Raw genomic sequence first — 17421 nt, forward strand, 5'->3', positions numbered from 1 at the left:
TCAGTTGAAATGAACCACCGCCTGTGCCTTGTGCGCCGCCTCGACCACCGCAAGCGCCGTCATGTTGACGACGCCGCGCGAGGTCACCGACGGCGTCAAAATATGCGCCGGCTTGTCGGTGCCAAGCAGGATCGGCCCGACATGCAGCGCATCCATCATCGTGCGCAGCGCGGTCAGCGTGATGTTGGCGGAGTCGAGGTTGGGGAACACCAGGAGATTGGCTTCGCCCTTCAGCCGCGAATGCGGATAGACGCGCTGGCGCAGATGCTCCGACAGGGCTGAATCGGCATGCATCTCGCCGTCGCATTGCAGGTCGGGCGCAACTCGCGCCAGGATCGCCGCCGCCTGCCGCATCTTCAGCGCGCTGGGGGAATCGCGCGAGCCGAAATCCGAATGCGACAGCAGCGCTGCCTTCGGCTCGATGCCGAACCGCTGGATTTCCTCCGCCGCCAGAATGGTCATTTCGGCGATCTCCTCGGCCGTCGGGTCGACCGAGACATGGGTGTCGGTGAGGAAGATGATGCCGCGTTGCGAGATCAGCATCGACAGCGTCGACAGGTCGCGGTCCTTGACGCCTGCGCGTGGTCCGATGACCAGCGTCACATTGCGCAGATGCCGCTCGAAACGGCCCTCGAGGCCGCAGATCATGGCGTCGGCATCGCCGCGCTTCAGCGCCAGCGCGGCAATCACCGTATTGTCGGTGCGCACCATGGTGCGCGCGGCCTCCGTCGTCACGCCGCGCCGGCCGGCAAGCTCGATCAACAGGTCGACATAATGGCGGTAGCGCGGATCGTCTTCCGGGTTGATCAGGCCGAAATCAACGCCCGGCTTGATACGCAGGCCGTAGCGCTTCAGCCTGACCTCGATGACATGCGGGCGGCCGATCAGGATCGGCTCGGCAATGCCTTCCTCCAGCACCACCTGGGCTGCGCGCAGCACGCGCTCGTCCTCGCCGTCGGCATAGATGACGCGCTTGGCGGTCGACGCCTTGGCCGACGAAAACACCGGCTTCATCACCAGGCCGGAGCGGAAGACGAAGCGGTTGAGCTGGTCGATATAGGCGGCGAAGTCGGTGATCGGCCGGGTCGCGACGCCGGTGTCGCAGGCAGCCTTGGCCACCGCCGGCGCGATGCGCAGGATCAGGCGGGGATCGAAGGGCGAGGGGATAAGGAAGTCGGGTCCGAAGATCGGCGTCTCGCCGGAATAGGCGCGGGCGGCGACGTCGGATGGTTCTTCGCGGGCAAGCGCGGCGATCGCCCGGACCGCGGCCATCTTCATCTCCTCGTTGATGGCGCTGGCGCCGCAATCCAGCGCACCGCGGAAGATGTAAGGAAAACAAAGCACGTTGTTGACCTGATTGGGGAAATCGGAACGGCCGGTGCAGATCATCGCGTCGGGACGAGCGGCGCGCGCGACCTCCGGCATGATCTCGGGATTGGGGTTGGCCAGCGCCAGGATCAACGGCTTAGGCGCCATATGATCAAGCAATTCCGGCTTCAGCACGCCGGCGGCCGACAGGCCGAGAAAAACGTCGGCGCCAGGGATCACATCGGCCAGCGTGCGCGCCTCGGTGTCCTTCACATAGGGGTCTTTCCAGCGATCCATCTCGTCGGTGCGGCCCTTGTAGGCGACGCCGAAGCGGTCGGTGACCCAGATATTCTCTACCTTGGCGCCAAGCGAGACCAACAGGTTGAGGCAGGCGAGCGCTGCCGCACCGGCGCCTGAGGTGACGATCTTGATGTCGGAAATGGTCTTGCCGGCGAATTCCAGCCCGTTGAGCACCGCGGCGGCGACGATGATGGCGGTGCCATGCTGGTCGTCATGGAAGACGGGAATGCTCATGCGGGCCTTCAACTGCGCCTCGACCTCGAAGCATTCGGGCGCCTTGATGTCCTCGAGATTGATGCCGCCGAATGTCGGTTCCAGCGCCGAGATCGTCTCGACCATGCGCTCTATGCCCGGCGCGTCGATCTCGATGTCGAAGACGTCGATGCCGGCGAATTTCTTGAACAGCACCGCCTTGCCTTCCATCACCGGCTTGGAGGCGAGCGGGCCGATATTGCCGAGGCCGAGAACGGCCGAGCCGTTGGAGACGACGCCGACCAGATTGGCGCGCGCCGTGTAGTCGGCGGCGGTCGCCGGATTGTCGCGGATTTCGAGGCAGGGGGCGGCAACACCAGGCGAATAGGCCAGCGCCAGATCGCGCTGGTTGCCGAGTGGCTTGGTCGCCTGGATCTCGAGCTTTCCCGGCCTTGGATGCTTATGGAAGTAGAGGGCGGCTTCGTCGAGGTCCGAACGTGCCGTTTTCTTGTTCTCGCCTTCCATGCGGCCGCTCCCTCAAACCTGCTTTGCAGCCTTTTAGCACGCAAAAATGGTTTTTCGCGACGCCAAATGACGCAAGGGCGGCTAAAAGAACCGGGGCCGAAAAGACCGAATTGTTTCAAACGGTTGCGCGGAAATCCTGCTGAGGATGCACTGAGCCCTTCAGAACGCGCTGACATAGAGGCCGCCATCGACCGGGATGTTCTGGCCGGTGAGATAACCGGCATGGACCGAGCACAGAAAGGCGCAGATCTGGCCGAACTCTTCCGGCGTGCCGAGCCGCTTGGCCGGAACGTCGGCGCTGATGCGGGTCTTGCGCGCTGCGGCCGCTGCCGGGTCTTCCATCGTGCCGGCCTCATGCGGGCCGCGCAGCCGGTCGGTGTCGAGCTTGCCCGGCAGCAGGCTGTTGATGGTGACGTTGCGGTCGATCACCGTGCGCGCCACGCCGGCCAGGAACGAAGTCAGCCCGGCTCGCGCGCCGGACGACAGATCGAGGCCGGGAATCGGGACGTAGACCGACAGCGAGGTGATGTTGACGATGCGGCCGAAGCCGCGCATGGCCATGCCGTCGATGACGGCCTGCACCAGTTCGATCGGCGTCACCATGTTCTGCGTCACGCCTTCGAGGATCTTTGCGCGGTCGAGTTCGCGGAAATCGCGCAAGGGCGGGCCGCCATTGTTGTTGACCAGGATATCCGGGTCGGGGCAGGCGGCTAGGATCGCCTTCTGCACCTCGGGCGTCGAGACGTCGCCGACGATCTCGGTCACCTTCACGCCGTAGCGTTCGCGCAGTTCGGCTGCGGTTTTTGCCAGCAGCTCGGCATTGCGGCCGTTGACAACGAGATCGCAGCCGGCCTCGGCCAGCGCCGTGGCGCAGCCGCGGCCAAGCCCTTTGCTCGATGCGCAGACGATGGCCTTCTTGCCCTTGATGCCAAGATCCATGACGATTTTCTCCTGTGAATGGCGCGGCACGCTAGCCCTTTGGCTGGCCCAATCGCAACCGTCATACGGTTGTTGCATGAATCGGGGCATAGCCTGCGCGAAAGCAACGGTGACGATCTGATGTCCGGTACAGAAACCCGCACTTTCCGCAGCATGTTCATATCCGACCTGCATCTCGGATCGAAGGCGGCCAAGGCCGAGTTCCTGATCGATTTCCTGCGGTATCACGACGCCGATATCATCTATCTCGTCGGAGACATCGTCGACGGCTGGCGTCTGCGGCGCAGCTGGCATTGGCCGCAGAGCCACAATGACGTCGTCCAGAAACTGCTGCGCAAGGCGCGCAAGGGCACCTCGATCACCTATATCGCCGGCAATCACGACGAATTCGCGCGCCAGTTCCAAGGCGTGCATTTCGGCGGCATCGTCGTTGCCGACCGCGCCATCCACGAAACCGCCGATGGCAGGCGCCTGCTGGTCATCCACGGCGACCAGTTCGATACCGTCGTCCACAATGCACGCTGGCTGGCCTACCTCGGCGACTACGCCTATGACGCCGCGATGGTGGTCAACCGCGTGGTGACGAGGCTCCGCCATATGCTCGGCCTTCCCTACTGGTCGTTCTCGTCCTGGGCCAAGGTCAAGGTCAAGAAGGCGGTGAACTTCATCGGCTCGTTCCAGACGGTGCTGACCGAGGAGGCCCGCCGCTCGCATGTCGACGGCGTCATCTGCGGCCACATCCATCACGCCGCGATCGAGACTTATGAGGATGTGCAGTACATCAACACTGGCGACTGGGTGGAGAGCTGCACGGCGGTGGTCGAACATTTCGACGGCAAGATGGAGATCATCCACTGGGCGCTGGTGCTGCCCGAAGCACCGGACGAGCCGCTCATCCCCTTGCTGATCGAAGACAGGGTCGTCGAAGCGGCATAACCCTCCTGTTAATCGACTGGCCCAGGCAGTTTCGGACCGCTTTCGCGCATGTTAAGGGATCGATCTGCGTTGCAGCCCTTTGTGCAGCGTAATTGGATCGATTCATGTCGCTGCCGCCGCTCTCGCCCGAACAACTCGTCAAGCCGCGCCATTTCGAACTGCGCATGAGTCTGATCTTCGCGACATTATTCGTGTCGCTGGGAACGCATGTGCCTTATTTCCCGCTGTGGCTGCATGCCCAGGGTTTCCACGCCGAGCAGATCGCCATCATCCTGGCGGCGCCGATGTTCCTGCGCGTGGTGACGACGCCGCTGCTGACCGCGCTGGCGGACCGGGCGAAGGACAGGGCCGATGTCTATATTGCGCTGGTGGCCGCGACGATGGTGCTTTCCGCCGGCTATTTCCTCACTCCCACCTATGCGGCGGTGCTTGCCGTATCGCTGGCGCTGACGGTGGTGTGGACGCCGCATTCGCCGATCGCCGATTCGCTCGCGCTGTCGGGCGTGCGCCGCTTCGGCTCGAACTACACCGCGATGCGCAAATGGGGCTCGATCTCCTATCTCTGCGCCAACGTCGCAGGCGGCTTTATCCTGGCCTGGACGAGCCCGCAGGCCGTGCCGGTAATCATCTTTGCGGCATTGTCTGCCGCGCTCGTCGCCGGATTGCTGGCGCCGCGGCTTGGCCGCCCGCGCCGGGCTTCGCCGCTTTCGGCCGCCGACATCCAGCATCAGGCGCCGAGCCTTCTCAATCCGTATTTCCTGTATTTCACCCTCGGCGTCGGCATCATCACCGCCAGCCATGCCTTCCTCTACGGCTTTGTCTCAATCTACTGGAAATCGGTCGGCATCAGCGATTCCGTCGTTGGCCTGCTGTGGGCCTGGGGCGTGGTGGCCGAGGTCTGCATGTTCGTGTTTTTCAACCGTATTTTTGCCTCCGTCTCAGTCGTCAAGGTGATGCTGATCGCCGGCGTCGGCTCCATCGTGCGCTGGATCGCCTTTCCGTTGATCTGGCCACTCGGGCTTGGCGTTGCCGGTTTCTTCGGCGTCCAGACCCTGCATTCGGTGTCGGTGGCGATGGTGTTGATCGGCCTGCAGAAGATGATCGGCGAAACGGTTTCGGAAGAACGCACGGGTGCGGCGCAAGGCATTGCCTATTTCTTCAACGGCTTCTTCATGGCGGCGGTGACGCTGGCGTCCGGCCCGCTTTACGAGCGCTACGGCGTCGACGGCTTCCTGGCGATGATCCCGATCGCCATCGTCGGCCTGGCGCTGATCGGGCTCGCCGCGCGTTCAGCCCCACAGCATCCTGTCAGGCGGTGACACCAGCGACCCCTGGTACACGAGGCCGGGCTGGCGGTCGCGGGCAAGCAGCAGCGGACCGTCGAGGTCGACGAAGTCGGCGCCTTGCGCCAAAAGCACTGCCGGCGCCATCGCCAGCGACGTGCCGACCATGCAGCCGACCATCACGCCGAATCCCAGCTCCCGGGCGCGGTTGCGAAGGGTAAGGGCGGCGGTCAGGCCGCCGGATTTGTCGAGCTTGATGTTGACGGCGTCATAGAGGCCGACAAGCGTTTCGAGGTCCTTCGCCTCGTGGACGCTTTCGTCTGCGCAGATCGGCACCGGATGCGCGATGTGGCGCAGGATGGCATCATGGCCGGCGGGAAGCGGCTGTTCGATCAGGGCTATGCCATGTTCGGCGGCGAAAGCGAGATTCTCGATGATGTTGGCATCGATCCAGCCTTCATTGGCGTCGAGGATGATGCGGCTGTCGGGCGCCGCTTCGGTCACGGCGCGGATGCGGGCCATGTCGTTGTCGCCGCCAATCTTGACCTTGAGCAGCGGCCGCCCGGCATTGGCGCGGGCTTGCGCCGCCATTGCCTCCGGCTCGCCCAGCGACAGCGTGTAGGCCGTCTCCAGCGCCGACAAGGGCACAACGTGGATGGCGTCCGCGACCGCAACGCCGCTGATCTTGGCCTCCAGGTCCCACAAGGCGCAATCGATGGCGTTGCGGGCAGCACCCGCCGGCATCGCATCGAGCAGGTCCTTGTGGCTGATGCCGCCTTCTATCTGCCGGCGCATGGCCTCGATGGCGTCGCGCACCCCCTCCATAGTCTCGCCATAGCGCTTGTAGGGGACGCATTCGCCCCATCCGCGATTGTCCCCATCACTGATCGTGCAGGTAATGACTTCGGCTTCGGTCTTCGACCCGCGCGAGATGGTGAAGGTGCCGGCAATGGGAAAACGCTCGGCCTCAACCGAAATGACACGCGCCATAATTTTCTGCTCCGGCTATGCGACAACGCGTCGTCGGCAAATCGACAGGTACGACCCGTCAGGCTAAACAGGACGCCATGTTGACCATCGGCAAACGCGACGCAAGCGGCAACGCCGCCAAGGAGGCCGACCACCAGCCCCGCGTTGCGGTCGGCGAGGAGGGCGGCGTCCTCGGCTGCGCTTTCTCCGGCATCTGGACGACGACGACAGTGGCGCTGATCGACGCCGAGATGCGCAAGATCGAGCAGCGCAAAGGCTTCCAGACGCTCGCTTTGGATCTTTCCCACATCGAGAAGATGGACACCGCCGGCGCCTGGCTGATCGATCGCCTGGTCAGTGTCTTCGAAAAGAAGGGTGTCGAGATCAAGATGCAGGGGCAAAGCGATGTCGCCTCGATCCTGCTCGGCGCCGTTGGCGAAGCTGTCCGGCGCGAGCCCGAATCGCGCGGCGTCCGGCGCCCCAACATCATCCTCCGCGGGCTGGAGGCGGTCGGCCGCCGCATCTATGAGATGCGCGACGATTTCCTCGCCTCGATGAACATCCTCGGCGCCACCATCGGCGGCGCCCAGATGAAGCTCGGGCGCGGCCATGCCATCAATCCGGCGGCGATCTTCAACCAGATCGATCGCATGGGGGTCGGCGCCATCCCCGTGGTGGTGCTGATGTCGGCGATCGTCGGCGCCATCGTCGCCCAGCAGGGCGCCTACCAGCTCAATTATTTCGGCGCCAACATTTTCGTTGTCGATCTGGTCGGCGTGCTGATCCTGCGCGAACTCGGCGTGCTGATGACCGCCATCATGATCGCCGGCCGCTCCGGCAGCGCCATCACCGCCGAGATCGGCTCGATGAAGATGCGCGAGGAGGTCGACGCGCTGAAGGTCATCGGCCTCAACCCGATCGGCGTGCTGGTGTTTCCGCGCCTGGTGGCGCTGGTGATCGCGCTGCCCTGTCTCACCATCGTCGCCAATTTTGCCGCTCTTGGCGGCGGCATCCTAGCCGCCTGGCTTTATTCCGGTATTGCGCCGACGGCCTTCATCGACCGGCTGCGCGGCGCGATCGATATCAGCACCATCTTCGCCGGGCTGATCAAGGCGCCGTTCATGGCCATGATCATCGGCACCATTGCTTCCGTTGAAGGCATGAAGGTCGGCGGCAGCGCCGAATCGCTGGGTCTGCACGTCACCGCCTCGGTGGTGAAGTCGATCTTCGTCGTCATCATCCTCGATGGCCTTTTCGCCATCTTCTACGCATCGATCGAGTTCTGACATGATGCGCAGAAACTCAAAGGCGACCAAGGCTATGCAGGGAACGGGCGAAAGCGATATCGTGCTGTCGGTGCGCGACATCACCGTTGCCCTGGACGACAAGCTGATCCTCGACAAACTGGCGCTCGACATCAAGCGCGGCGAAATCCTCGGTTTCGTCGGCGCCTCGGGCGCCGGCAAATCGGTGCTGCTGCGCACGATTCTCGGCCTGCTGCACAAGCAGTCCGGCACGATCAAGCTGTTTGGTCTCGACCTCGAAAAGGCCAGCGACATCGAGCGGTTGCGCATCGACATGCGGCTTGGCGTGCTTTTCCAGCACGGTGCCCTGTTTTCGGCATTGACCGTGCAGGAAAACGTGCAGGTGCCGATGCGCGAATATCTCGATCTGCCGAAGAAACTGATGGACGAGCTGGCCTTGCTCAAGATCGAACTGGTCGGCCTGCCGCCGGACGCCGCGCAGAAATTTCCCTCGGAGCTTTCGGGCGGCATGATCAAGCGCGCCGCCCTGGCACGGGCGCTGGCGCTCGACCCCGATATCGTCTTCCTCGACGAGCCGACTTCCGGCCTCGACCCGATCAGCGCGTCCGAATTCGACGAATTGGTGGTGAAGTTGCGCGATACGATGGATCTGACGGTCTATATGGTGACGCACGATCTCGACACGCTGTTTACCGCTTGCGACCGCGTGGCGGTGCTCGGCAACAAGAAAATCCTGGTCGAAGGCACGATCGACGACATGCTGAAAAGCGAAGAACCGTGGGTCAAATCCTATTTCCGCGGAAAACGCGCTCGGCAACTTGATCTTGCCGCGCGCGCATAGACATAAGTGGGGCAATGGAAACCAGAGCCAACTACGTAATTGTCGGCATTTTCACCCTGGCTGCGATCCTGGCGGCGTTCGGGTTCGTCTATTGGACCGCCCAGATCGGTGATCGCGGCGAGACGGCGGAACTGCGCGTGCGCATTCAGGGTTCGGCCTCCGGCCTCGGCCCCGGCAGTCTGGTGCTGTTCAACGGCGTCAAGGTCGGGGTGGTCAAGCGCGTCTATTTCGACCGCAATGACCCCAATGCCGCCATTGCTACGACCGAGATCGACCAGACAACGCCGCTCACCAAATCGACGCAGGCCGATATCGGCATCGCCAGCCTTGCCGGCCAGGTCAACATCGAATTGAAGGGCGCCGATCCCAAGGAACCGAACCTGCTGGAAGAGGCGGCAAAGGAAGGCAGGACGGCCGAGATCATCGCCAATCCGTCAGCGGTCACCAACCTGCTGCAGACGGCGCAGAACATCTTCACCCGCGCCGACAAGGTGCTTTCCGACCTAGAAGGGTTCACCAGGGATGTGCGCGGGCCGCTGACCCAGACCGTCAAGAACGCCCAGACATTTTCCGATGCGCTGGCCAGGAATGCCGACGGCATCGACAAGTTCCTGACCGCCGTCAGCGCGCTGTCGGACGAGTTGAAGGGTGTTTCCGGCAAGCTCGACGGCACACTGAAGGCTGCCGAAGGCCTGCTCAATGCCGTCGACAAGGACAAGATCAAGAGCATCGTCGCCAATGTGGACGCCGTCACCGCCAATCTGAAGGAGACCAGCGGACAGCTCGACGGCGTGATCAAGAACGTCGATACCGCGGTCGGCTCGGTCAACGATTTCGCCAAGCGCACGCAAGGCACGCTGGCAAAGGTCGACAATGTGCTCGACGGCATCGATCCGGCACAAGTGCGCGTGGCGCTCGCCAACATTCAGAAGGCCAGCGAAAACGCCAACAAGGCCGCCGCCGACATCGCCAAGGTGACCGACAAGTTCGCCGACCGGGCCGACGACATCGACGAGACGATCAAGGACGCCAAACAGCTTGCGTCGCGCCTCAACGATGCCTCGGTGCGCGTCGACGGCATCCTGAAAAGGGTCGATACGCTGCTCGGTTCGGGCCAGGCCGACGGCGTCATGGCCGATGCCAGGGACACGCTGAAGTCGTTCAAGCAGGTCGCCGACACGCTGAACGCCCGGCTTGGCACGATCACCGACAATATTGCGCGCTTCTCGGGCCAGGGCCTGTCGAATGTCGAGGCGCTGGTCCAGGACAGCCGGCGTTCGATCAGCCGCATCGAAGAGGCGGTGACCGATCTCAGTCGCAACCCGCAGCGCATCCTGTCGGGCGGCGACGGCGAGGTCCGGCAGTTCGATGGCAGGGCACGGCGTTGACTTCCGTGCCCGCCCGCAGCAATTACATGGACCGCGGATGCGGATTCATCATACGATCCGGGGACAGTGGGGATCACGCGTGACGTTCGGGTTGGGTGGGTATAGATCGGCAGTCGTTTTGCTTGGCTTGACGCTGGCTGGTTGCGCGGCATTGGGAGGCAAGCCGGCGCCGCTCGATACGTTCGAGCTGTCCGCCCCGTCGATCGACGCCCATGGCCACAGCCGCCGCCAGATCCTGATCGCCCAGCCCTCCGCGCTCAAGGCGCTGGACAGCCAGAACATCGTCATCAAGCCGTCAGATCGCTCGATCCAGTATCTCAAGGGCGCGCAATGGGCCGACCGGCTGCCGCTGATCGTGCAGGCGAGGCTCGCCGAAACCTTCCAGCGCTCCGGAAGCTTTGCCGGCGTCGGCAAGCCGGGCGAGGGGCTGGCGATCGACTACCAGGTGATCGTCGAGATCCGCTCCTTCGAAGTCCGCGTCAATGGCGGCGAGCATGCCGAGGTCAATCTCTTCGTACGCATCCTGAACGACCGCAACGGCGAGGTGCGCGCCTCGAAGAGCTTTACCGCATCCGCTCCCGTCTCCGGCAGCGGCAATCCGGCCTATGTCAACGCGCTCGACAGCGCCTTCGGCGAGGCGGCGAAGGATATTGTGGGCTGGACGGATTCGGTGATCTGAGCCGGTCGAGGCTTCGAACGATCGTTCGTCGCGTTAAGCCATCACTCGACCAAATATCGCAGGTTCGCGCTGACCCTCATTGCGCTGCCGGGCATTTCTCCCCGTATAGTGACGAAGAGAAAGAACGCCATCGCCAATGATTTCGCCAATTGTCACCGTCGCAGTATGGGCGGCGAGGCTGATGCCATCTCCCTTCACCCCGTCGCTATACGGGAGAAGGTGCCGCAGGCGGATAAAGGGCAGCGCAGACCGACATTTTGCACACAGAAAAGGCGGGAACTTCCCGCCTTTTCTGTGTCTGTGGTGTCGCCTCAATCAGTGCAAACGGCCGCTCGCATGGGCCAGCATGGTGTAGACCTTGCCGGTGTCCGACGTCAGGTAGGTCTGCGCCATGATGTTGTCGCGGTCGTTGCGCGAGACGTCCTTGAGCAGCTTCTCGAAATCGTCGCAGTAGCGGTCGACAGCGGCGCGGAACTCCGCCTCTGCCTGATATTTGCGGCGGATTTCGTCAAAGGTCTGCTGGCCCTTGAGCGTGTAGAGGCGGCGCGTGAACACGTCACGCTCGCCGCGCCGGTAGCGGTTCCACAGCTCGATCGAGGCGTCGTGGTCGATCGCCCGGGCGATATCGACCGAGAGCGAGTTGAGCGACTCCATGACATGCAGCGGCGAGCGCTGGGCGGGAGTTGCGCGCGGTGCTTCCGCGGGCGCTGCCGGCCTGGCGACTTCCTCCTCGCGCGATGCCCCGGTCAGGAGATCGCGCACCCACCCGCCTTGCGGCGTGCGGGCGTTGGCGTCGCGCTGGCGCGGTGCTTCGGCAGGGCGTTCGATATCGAGCGTGCCACGCAGGCCGCCGAGCGGCGCCTGCGGAGCAGGGCGCTCCGGCTGTGGCGCCGGCGGCGGGCGGCGTACCGGCTCGGCCGGGCGCTGCACTGGCGCCTGCGGCGCCGGGCGCAGGGCGCGCGGTTCGGCATTGTCGCCGCCGCGTCCCGATTTCGCAACGATGTCCGAAAGTTCCTTGAGCGCGTTGATCTGCTCGGCAACGGCACGGCGGATCGCCGAGGTCGATTCCTTGGCCTCTTCCGGCATCTCGATGACGCCCTTCTTGAGCTCGGCGCGGGTGAGGTCGAGCTCGCTCTTGATCGAGCTTGCGGTGCGCCGCATCTCCTCGGTCGCATCGGCGAACCGGCTGGTTGCCGAATCGACCACTTCCGTTATGGCGATGCGGATCTTGTCGGCTGATGCCAGCGTCTTGCCTTCGGCATTCTGCATCGTCTGGCCGACAAGGTTTTCGAACGAACGCATCACCTTCTCGAGGTCTTCCGACTTCTTGACCAGGCCGACGGCGAGATCTTCGAGCGACGATTGCCGCTCAAGCGTGTGCTCCAGATTGCTCTGCGCCGAGCTCAACAGATCCGAAGCCGAGGACAGCAAGCGGCTGTGCTCGTCGAACTTGGTGGCGATCGAGGCCACTTCGCGCAGGGTCGACGACGACAGTTCGGTAAGCCGCGTCGTGTTCGAATCGACCAGGCGTGCCGAGCTGGCGAAGGTCTGCGCGGCCTTTTCGGTGGTTGCCGCGAAGCTTTGCGTGCTGCCGCTCAGACGTTCGTCAACCTGGCCGAGGTTGATCGCCGCCTGTTCGATCAGCTCACCAAGCTGCGAGCTGGAGACGCTCATGCGGCCGATGAGGTCGGCGACGCTATCGGCGAGCGACGAGCGCGCGCCTTCGACGGCCGACAGCGTTTCGGCGGTGCGGCTGGCGAGCGCGTTGACGAGGGCGGCATTTTCGCTGCGCAGCTTCTCGGTCGCGCGTTCGGTGACCTCTTCCATGCTCTTTTGCAGTTCCGAGCCGCCCTGGGCGAAGCGCTCGACCAGCGGCCGCGCGGTTTCGTCCAGGATCTTCGCCATCTCGGCCGAACGCGCCGCCAGCATCGTGTTGAGCTCGCGGGTATTGGTGCCGATTGTCTTGGCAGCGTCGTTGGTGCTTTGGCCGATGTGCTGGCCGACCGCGGTAAAAGTCTCCGCAATCGTGTTGGCGCGCGAGATCAGCTGAGCTTCTGCGCTGGAAACCTGCTCGTTGAGCTTCTGGCCCATCGTCTCCGTCGTATAAAGAAGGCGGTTCTCGACGTTGGCGACCTGTTCCTCGACGCGCGAAGCTGCGGACGCAACGCTCGCGGCCAGCCGCTCATCGGCGCCGGCAAGAGCCTGCTCCATCTCGCGGGCGTGGACGGCAAGTTCCTGGCCGGTCTGGCGTGCACGTTCGGCAACACGCTGCTCGGTGCTGGCGAAGGCGCCGACGATGTTGTCGGCATGCTCGCCGATCGTCGAAGTGGAGTCGGCGATGCGCGACACCAGGCGGTGATCGGCCTCGTCGAAGATGCGGCTGATCTCGGTGGCGCGGGCTGACAGCGCGTCCGAACCCTCGGCGATGCGCGAGATCAGCTGTTGGTCGGCGGCGTCGAAGATGCGGCCAAGGTCCGAGGCGCGGGCGGCCAGCGCTTCGGCGGATTCGCCGATGCGCATGCTCAGCCGCTGGTCGGCACCCTCGAAGTTACGCAGGATGTCGCCGGCGCGGTCGGCCAGCGACTGCGCCGTCTCGACCGCGCGGGCGACCAGCTTCTGGTCGGCGGCGTCGAACGTGCCGGCGATCTCGCCGGCGCGGGCAGCCAGCCGTCCGGCCGTTTCTTCGGCGCGGGCGAGCAGCGAGTTCGACGTCTCGTCATGCCGGGCAAGCAGCACGCTCGTCGTGTCTTCGGCGCGAGCAAGCAAGGCATTCGTCGTATCCTCGGCGCGAGCAAGCAGGGCGCTCGATGTGTCCTCGGCACGGGCGTGCAGACGGCGATCCGCGTCCTCGAAGGTCCGGGCGATGTCCTCGGCCCGGGCCAAAAGGGCGGCCGAGGTCTGCTCGGCACGCTCGGCGATCTTGCGGTCGGCATCACTGAAGGCAGCACCGGCCTGTTCGTGCAGCGCGCTGGTGACTTCCATCACCTTCTCACGGAGCGCGCCGGCAACGAAGACGGCGCTCTTTTCAAGCACGCTGCGGACATTGTCGACACCCACCGACAACGCGCGCTCCATGGTTCCGGCGCGCTCTTCGATGATGCCGGTCTGCTTGCTGAAGGCCTGCTCGATCTTCTCGACATCGGCAGCGATTGCCGCCGAGATATCGGTGCTTCTGCCGGCAATCTGGTCGATATGGCCCGACAGCGAGCGGTCGACATCCTTACGAATGTCGGCGAGCTTTGCCAGATCGTCTTCCAGCGCCTGGGTCAACATGTTGCGGCCTTCGGCCAGCTTGCCGACATGGCCGGCGATGATGTCGTCAACCTCACCGCGGCTTGCCGACAGCTTCTGCAGGTCGGCTTCCAGCGCACGTTTCAGGATGTCTCGCCCCTCGGCCAGCTTCTCGACCTGGCCTGCGACCAGTCCGTCGATGCTCGACCGGCTCTCGGCCAGCTTGGCGAGGTCGTCCTCGAGAGCCTTCGACAGCGTCGCGCGATCCCGGACGAGCTTGTCGCTGTGACCCTCGATCAGGCTGTTGACATTTTCCAAATCCGCTTCCAGCACCCGTGCGAACTCGCCACGGTTTTCGCTCAGCTTCTGCGACTGGTCGGCAATGGCGCTCCTGATCGCATTGAGATCGGCTTCGAGCGCCCGTGTGAGGATGTCGCGGCCCTCGGCGAGCTTCTCGACCTGTCCGGCGACCAGCCCATCGATGCTGGAGCGGCTCTCCGCCAGTTTGGCGATGTCGTCTTCCAGTGCCTTTGAGAGCGCCGAACGGTCCTGGACGAGCCTGTTTTGATGATCGGCCATGATGCCGCTGACATTGTGCAGATCGTCCTGAAGCGCCTGGGATAGCGTCGAACGATCCTGGACAAGCCGGCTCGAGTGGTCGGTGATCAGGCTGTTAACATTCTGAAGGTCATCCTTAAGCGCCTGGGATAGCGTCGAACGATCCTGGACAAGCCGGTTCGAGTGGTCGGCGATCAGGCTGTTCACATTTTGCAGGTCGGCCTCCAATGCCCTGGAAAGCTGACCGCGCTCTTCCGCCACCTTGTCGGAATGACCCGCGATGGCACCCTTGATGGTGTTGAGGTCGGCTTCGAGCGCGCGCTTGAGGATATCGCGCCCCTCGGCCAGCTTCTCGACCTGGCCGGCGACCAGCCCGTCGATGCTCGACCGGCTCTCGGCGAGCTTGGCGAGGTCGGCCTCGAGCGTCTGTGACAACAGGCCACGATCGTCGGCAAGCCGGCTCGAATGGTCGGAGAGCAGGACTCTGATGCCGGACAGGTCGTTCTCCAGCGCCTTGCTGAGTTCGGTGCGATCCTCGGCCAGTTTCGCCGAGTGGTTCTCGATCACGCCCTTGATGCCGATAATGTCGTTTTCGAGCGCCTTGGTCAGGATGGCGCGGCCTTCGGCGATCTTTTCAACCTGGCCGGCGACCAGCCCGTCAATGGAGGCGCGGCTGTCGGCGAGCTTGCCGAGATCGGCTTCCAGGGCGCGCGACAGAATGTTGCGGCCTTCGGCCAGTTTACCGACATGTCCGGCGACCATTTCGTCAATGATCGTACGGGCTTGCACCAGTTTTCCGGAGTCTTCATGCAATGCCTGGTTGAGCCGGTTGCGGCCTTCTTCAAGCCGCTCGAGATGGCTGCCCAGCGACGCGTCGATGGCGGCGCGCGACTCGTTGACCTTGCGTAGATCCTCTTCCAGGGCGCGCGAGATTAGGTTGCGGCCTTCGGCCAGCTTCTGCACCTGGTTGGTTACGGCCGCATCGATGCCGGCGCGGCCCTCGGCGAACTTCGCCAGGTCCGCCTGCATGGCAGCCGCCATGCGTTCGCGGCTTTCGGACAGCTTGCGGCTGTGGTTTTCGACGGCGTCCTCGATGCCGACACGGGCATCGGCAAGACGCTGGATGTCGGTGTCGAATGAGCGCGACACGACATGGCGGGCGGCTTCCATCCGGCCGGCGAAATCGCTGGCGCGGGCTTCGAGCATCGACGAGGTCGACGAGACGATGTCGGCCATGTCGGCGCCGATCTGGGTCTTGCCCTGATCGATCATGGCCGACAAATGATCCTTGCTCTCGGCAAAGGTGTGGGCGATCTCGCGGGCGCGCTCGACCAGCGTTTCGTTGATCTGGCGGGCGCGCGCCTCGAGCGCGGCGTTGAGCTTCTGCGTGCCGGTATCGAGTGCTTCGGCGCGGGTCTGAAATTCGCTGATCAGCGCCTGGCCGCGCTCGGCCAGCGTCCGCTCGATGCCGTTCAGGCTGGACTCGAATTCCGAGCTCAGGGTGCGGGCGGCGCCGCCGAGCAGCGACACCATACCGGTGGTGCGGTCGTCGAGCAGGTCGGTCAGCGACCGGGTCAGGCCGTCTGTGGTGTCCGTCAGCTTGGCGATGCGGGTGTCGAGCAGCGAAGCAAAGGCTTCGCCCGATGTCGACAGCCTGTCGGTGATTGAATCCAGCCGGGTTTCGACGGAATCGAAGATCGACATCGAGCTTTCATTGATGCGGTCGATCAGCGTGTCGCCGGAATTCGTGATCGTCATCGACAGCTTGGTCGACGCGTTGAGGATAGAGTCGCGAATAATGTCGGAGGCCGCGCCGATCTCGTCCTTCAGCGTTTCATGCGCGCCGGTGATCGAGGCGCGCACGCGCTCGGCATGAGTGACGACGGCTTCGCGCTCGCTGCCCAGCCCGTCGACCAACGACCGGATGCGCGATTCATTCTCCGAATAGGAGCGTTCGATCTGGTTGACCTCGCTGTGGACCAGCGTTTCGAGTTCGACGGCGCGCGCCAGCGTGCGCTCGATGCCTTCGCCCATCGCCGCCACTTCACGGCGAACGGCCTGGCCGATCATCATCACGCGATCCTGGGCGAGGTTTTCCGGCTCCGCCAGACGGAAAGCCACTTCCGTCATCGACTGCGCGGCAATGCGCATTTCCTGCGCGCGCCGGATCATCGCCGCGAAGGCCCAAAACAGGACGACCGGTATGATTGCCGCGATCGCCAGGCCGATCAGTTCAGGGCGGGCCAGGATTTGATCGAATGTACGAATTTTCCAGATGCTGGGGCCAAACAGCAAATTGGCAAGGCCGCCGGCGCCGGCGATCCAGGCCAGCGACACGAACGCCACGACCCAATAGATCGTGCTAGACGCGCGCCGGTTGAGGCTGTGCAGCAGCGTCTTGTAATCTTTTTGGCGGTCATCGTTTGCCGGCTTGAAGCCGGCTGGCTGAGCGCTGTTGCGCGATTCGACCGGGCGCAGCTCGGCGGGCTTGGCTGCCGGCTTCGCACTCTGGTTTTGTTGGATGGGCGCGTTTTGAGCGGGGGCGGGCTTCTGGGGGCGGCCTTCGCGCGCCAGTTCGTCCGCGGCCTGCGATATCTGCGCTTCCAGATCTTCCATCGACGCCGCGATATCGAGATCGCCGCTGCCGTCTCCGCTGAGATCGAGGTCTAGTGCCTTTTCGAGTTCCCTGGCTACGTCGCTGTCGAGAGTTCTGGTCGTCGTTGGTTTCTTCGCCATGCCTTCGCTACCCTGTACTAGCTGCCGAGGGACTTCTTATTTTTGCCTGATTCTGGCTCGTCTTATCCCACGCAGGAGGCTGAAAATGGACCTTCGTATCGTAATGACACACAGGGGTAAAGAAAACATGCATTCCGCGAGATACGTAAAACTTTAAATATAAGGTTAACGACAACGTGATCTAACCGCCTCAGCGGCAACAATTTTCCAGCCCATTCATTAACGCGTTGGCGACGGAAATCGCCTAGTTTTTTCGGCGATCGGCACAAGG

10 protein-coding genes are annotated in these 17421 nt (G+C 63.7%); 6 read left to right on the forward strand and 4 right to left on the reverse strand.

All coding sequences use genetic code 11. The annotated features are described in order from the left end of the window. Together NKI46_RS23775 and NKI46_RS23780 are read right to left on the reverse strand one after the other, a co-directional pair. Complete coding sequence (locus NKI46_RS23775) at positions 1–2325, reverse strand: NADP-dependent malic enzyme (RefSeq protein ID WP_352459407.1); 2325 nt, start codon at positions 2323–2325, stop codon at positions 1–3. Positions 2326–2484: 159 nt separating this feature from the next. Next, positions 2485–3264 carry an SDR family oxidoreductase gene (locus tag NKI46_RS23780; protein WP_023739352.1) on the reverse strand — a complete coding sequence of 260 codons (780 nt, stop codon included), beginning with the start codon at positions 3262–3264 and terminating at the stop codon, positions 2485–2487. A 120-nt stretch (positions 3265–3384) separates the two neighbouring features. Here NKI46_RS23780 and NKI46_RS23785 point away from each other — a divergent pair, with 120 nt between their 5' ends. Beyond that, entirely contained in the window at positions 3385–4200 is an 816-nt protein-coding gene (locus NKI46_RS23785; protein ID WP_023739351.1) for a UDP-2,3-diacylglucosamine diphosphatase, read from the forward strand. A gap of 104 nt (positions 4201–4304) precedes the next feature. After that, complete coding sequence (locus tag NKI46_RS23790; protein ID WP_023726894.1) at positions 4305–5519, forward strand: MFS transporter; 1215 nt, start codon at positions 4305–4307, stop codon at positions 5517–5519. Here the strand turns inward: NKI46_RS23790 and dgcA are convergent. Continuing rightward, positions 5490–6473 carry an N-acetyl-D-Glu racemase DgcA gene (dgcA, locus tag NKI46_RS23795; protein WP_023734570.1) on the reverse strand — a complete coding sequence of 328 codons (984 nt, stop codon included), beginning with the start codon at positions 6471–6473 and terminating at the stop codon, positions 5490–5492. The genes NKI46_RS23790 and dgcA overlap by 30 nt on opposite strands. 77 nt (positions 6474–6550) lie before the next feature. On the opposite strand from dgcA, the gene NKI46_RS23800 reads away from it, so the two are divergent. From NKI46_RS23800 to NKI46_RS23815, 4 genes are read left to right on the forward strand one after another with little or no spacing between them, the layout of a single operon-like run. After that, positions 6551–7738: an MlaE family ABC transporter permease gene (locus NKI46_RS23800; RefSeq protein ID WP_023708615.1), complete on the forward strand. Its 1188-nt coding sequence runs from the start codon at positions 6551–6553 to the stop codon at positions 7736–7738. Position 7739: 1 nt separating this feature from the next. Next, positions 7740–8558, forward strand: coding sequence for an ABC transporter ATP-binding protein (locus NKI46_RS23805; RefSeq protein ID WP_023694175.1), 819 nt, complete (start codon positions 7740–7742; stop codon positions 8556–8558). A 14-nt stretch (positions 8559–8572) separates the two neighbouring features. Beyond that, positions 8573–9946 carry an MlaD family protein gene (locus NKI46_RS23810; RefSeq protein WP_023715969.1) on the forward strand — a complete coding sequence of 458 codons (1374 nt, stop codon included), beginning with the start codon at positions 8573–8575 and terminating at the stop codon, positions 9944–9946. 37 nt (positions 9947–9983) lie between these two features. Next, on the forward strand, positions 9984–10625 hold the full coding sequence (locus tag NKI46_RS23815; RefSeq protein ID WP_444849047.1) for an ABC-type transport auxiliary lipoprotein family protein: 642 nt from the start codon (positions 9984–9986) through the stop codon (positions 10623–10625). A 315-nt stretch (positions 10626–10940) separates the two neighbouring features. Here NKI46_RS23815 and NKI46_RS23820 read toward each other — a convergent pair whose 3' ends face one another. Beyond that, entirely contained in the window at positions 10941–17150 is a 6210-nt protein-coding gene (locus NKI46_RS23820) for a kinesin (RefSeq protein WP_352748175.1), read from the reverse strand. Positions 17151–17421 lie beyond the last annotated feature (271 nt).

The sequence above is a fragment of the Mesorhizobium sp. M0615 genome, from assembly GCF_040320805.1.
Lineage (GTDB): Bacteria > Pseudomonadota > Alphaproteobacteria > Rhizobiales > Rhizobiaceae > Mesorhizobium.

Coding starts and splice junctions, on each gene's coding strand:
- NKI46_RS23820 (WP_352748175.1), bottom strand. CDS start 17,150: ATGGCGAAGAAACCAACGACGACCAGAACTCTCGACAGCGACGTAGCC.
- NKI46_RS23805 (WP_023694175.1), top strand. CDS start 7,740: ATGATGCGCAGAAACTCAAAGGCGACCAAGGCTATGCAGGGAACGGGC.
- NKI46_RS23815 (WP_444849047.1), top strand. CDS start 9,984: ATGCGGATTCATCATACGATCCGGGGACAGTGGGGATCACGCGTGACG.
- dgcA (WP_023734570.1), bottom strand. CDS start 6,473: ATGGCGCGTGTCATTTCGGTTGAGGCCGAGCGTTTTCCCATTGCCGGC.
- NKI46_RS23780 (WP_023739352.1), bottom strand. CDS start 3,264: ATGGATCTTGGCATCAAGGGCAAGAAGGCCATCGTCTGCGCATCGAGC.
- NKI46_RS23790 (WP_023726894.1), top strand. CDS start 4,305: ATGTCGCTGCCGCCGCTCTCGCCCGAACAACTCGTCAAGCCGCGCCAT.
- NKI46_RS23810 (WP_023715969.1), top strand. CDS start 8,573: ATGGAAACCAGAGCCAACTACGTAATTGTCGGCATTTTCACCCTGGCT.
- NKI46_RS23775 (WP_352459407.1), bottom strand. CDS start 2,325: ATGGAAGGCGAGAACAAGAAAACGGCACGTTCGGACCTCGACGAAGCC.
- NKI46_RS23785 (WP_023739351.1), top strand. CDS start 3,385: ATGTCCGGTACAGAAACCCGCACTTTCCGCAGCATGTTCATATCCGAC.
- NKI46_RS23800 (WP_023708615.1), top strand. CDS start 6,551: ATGTTGACCATCGGCAAACGCGACGCAAGCGGCAACGCCGCCAAGGAG.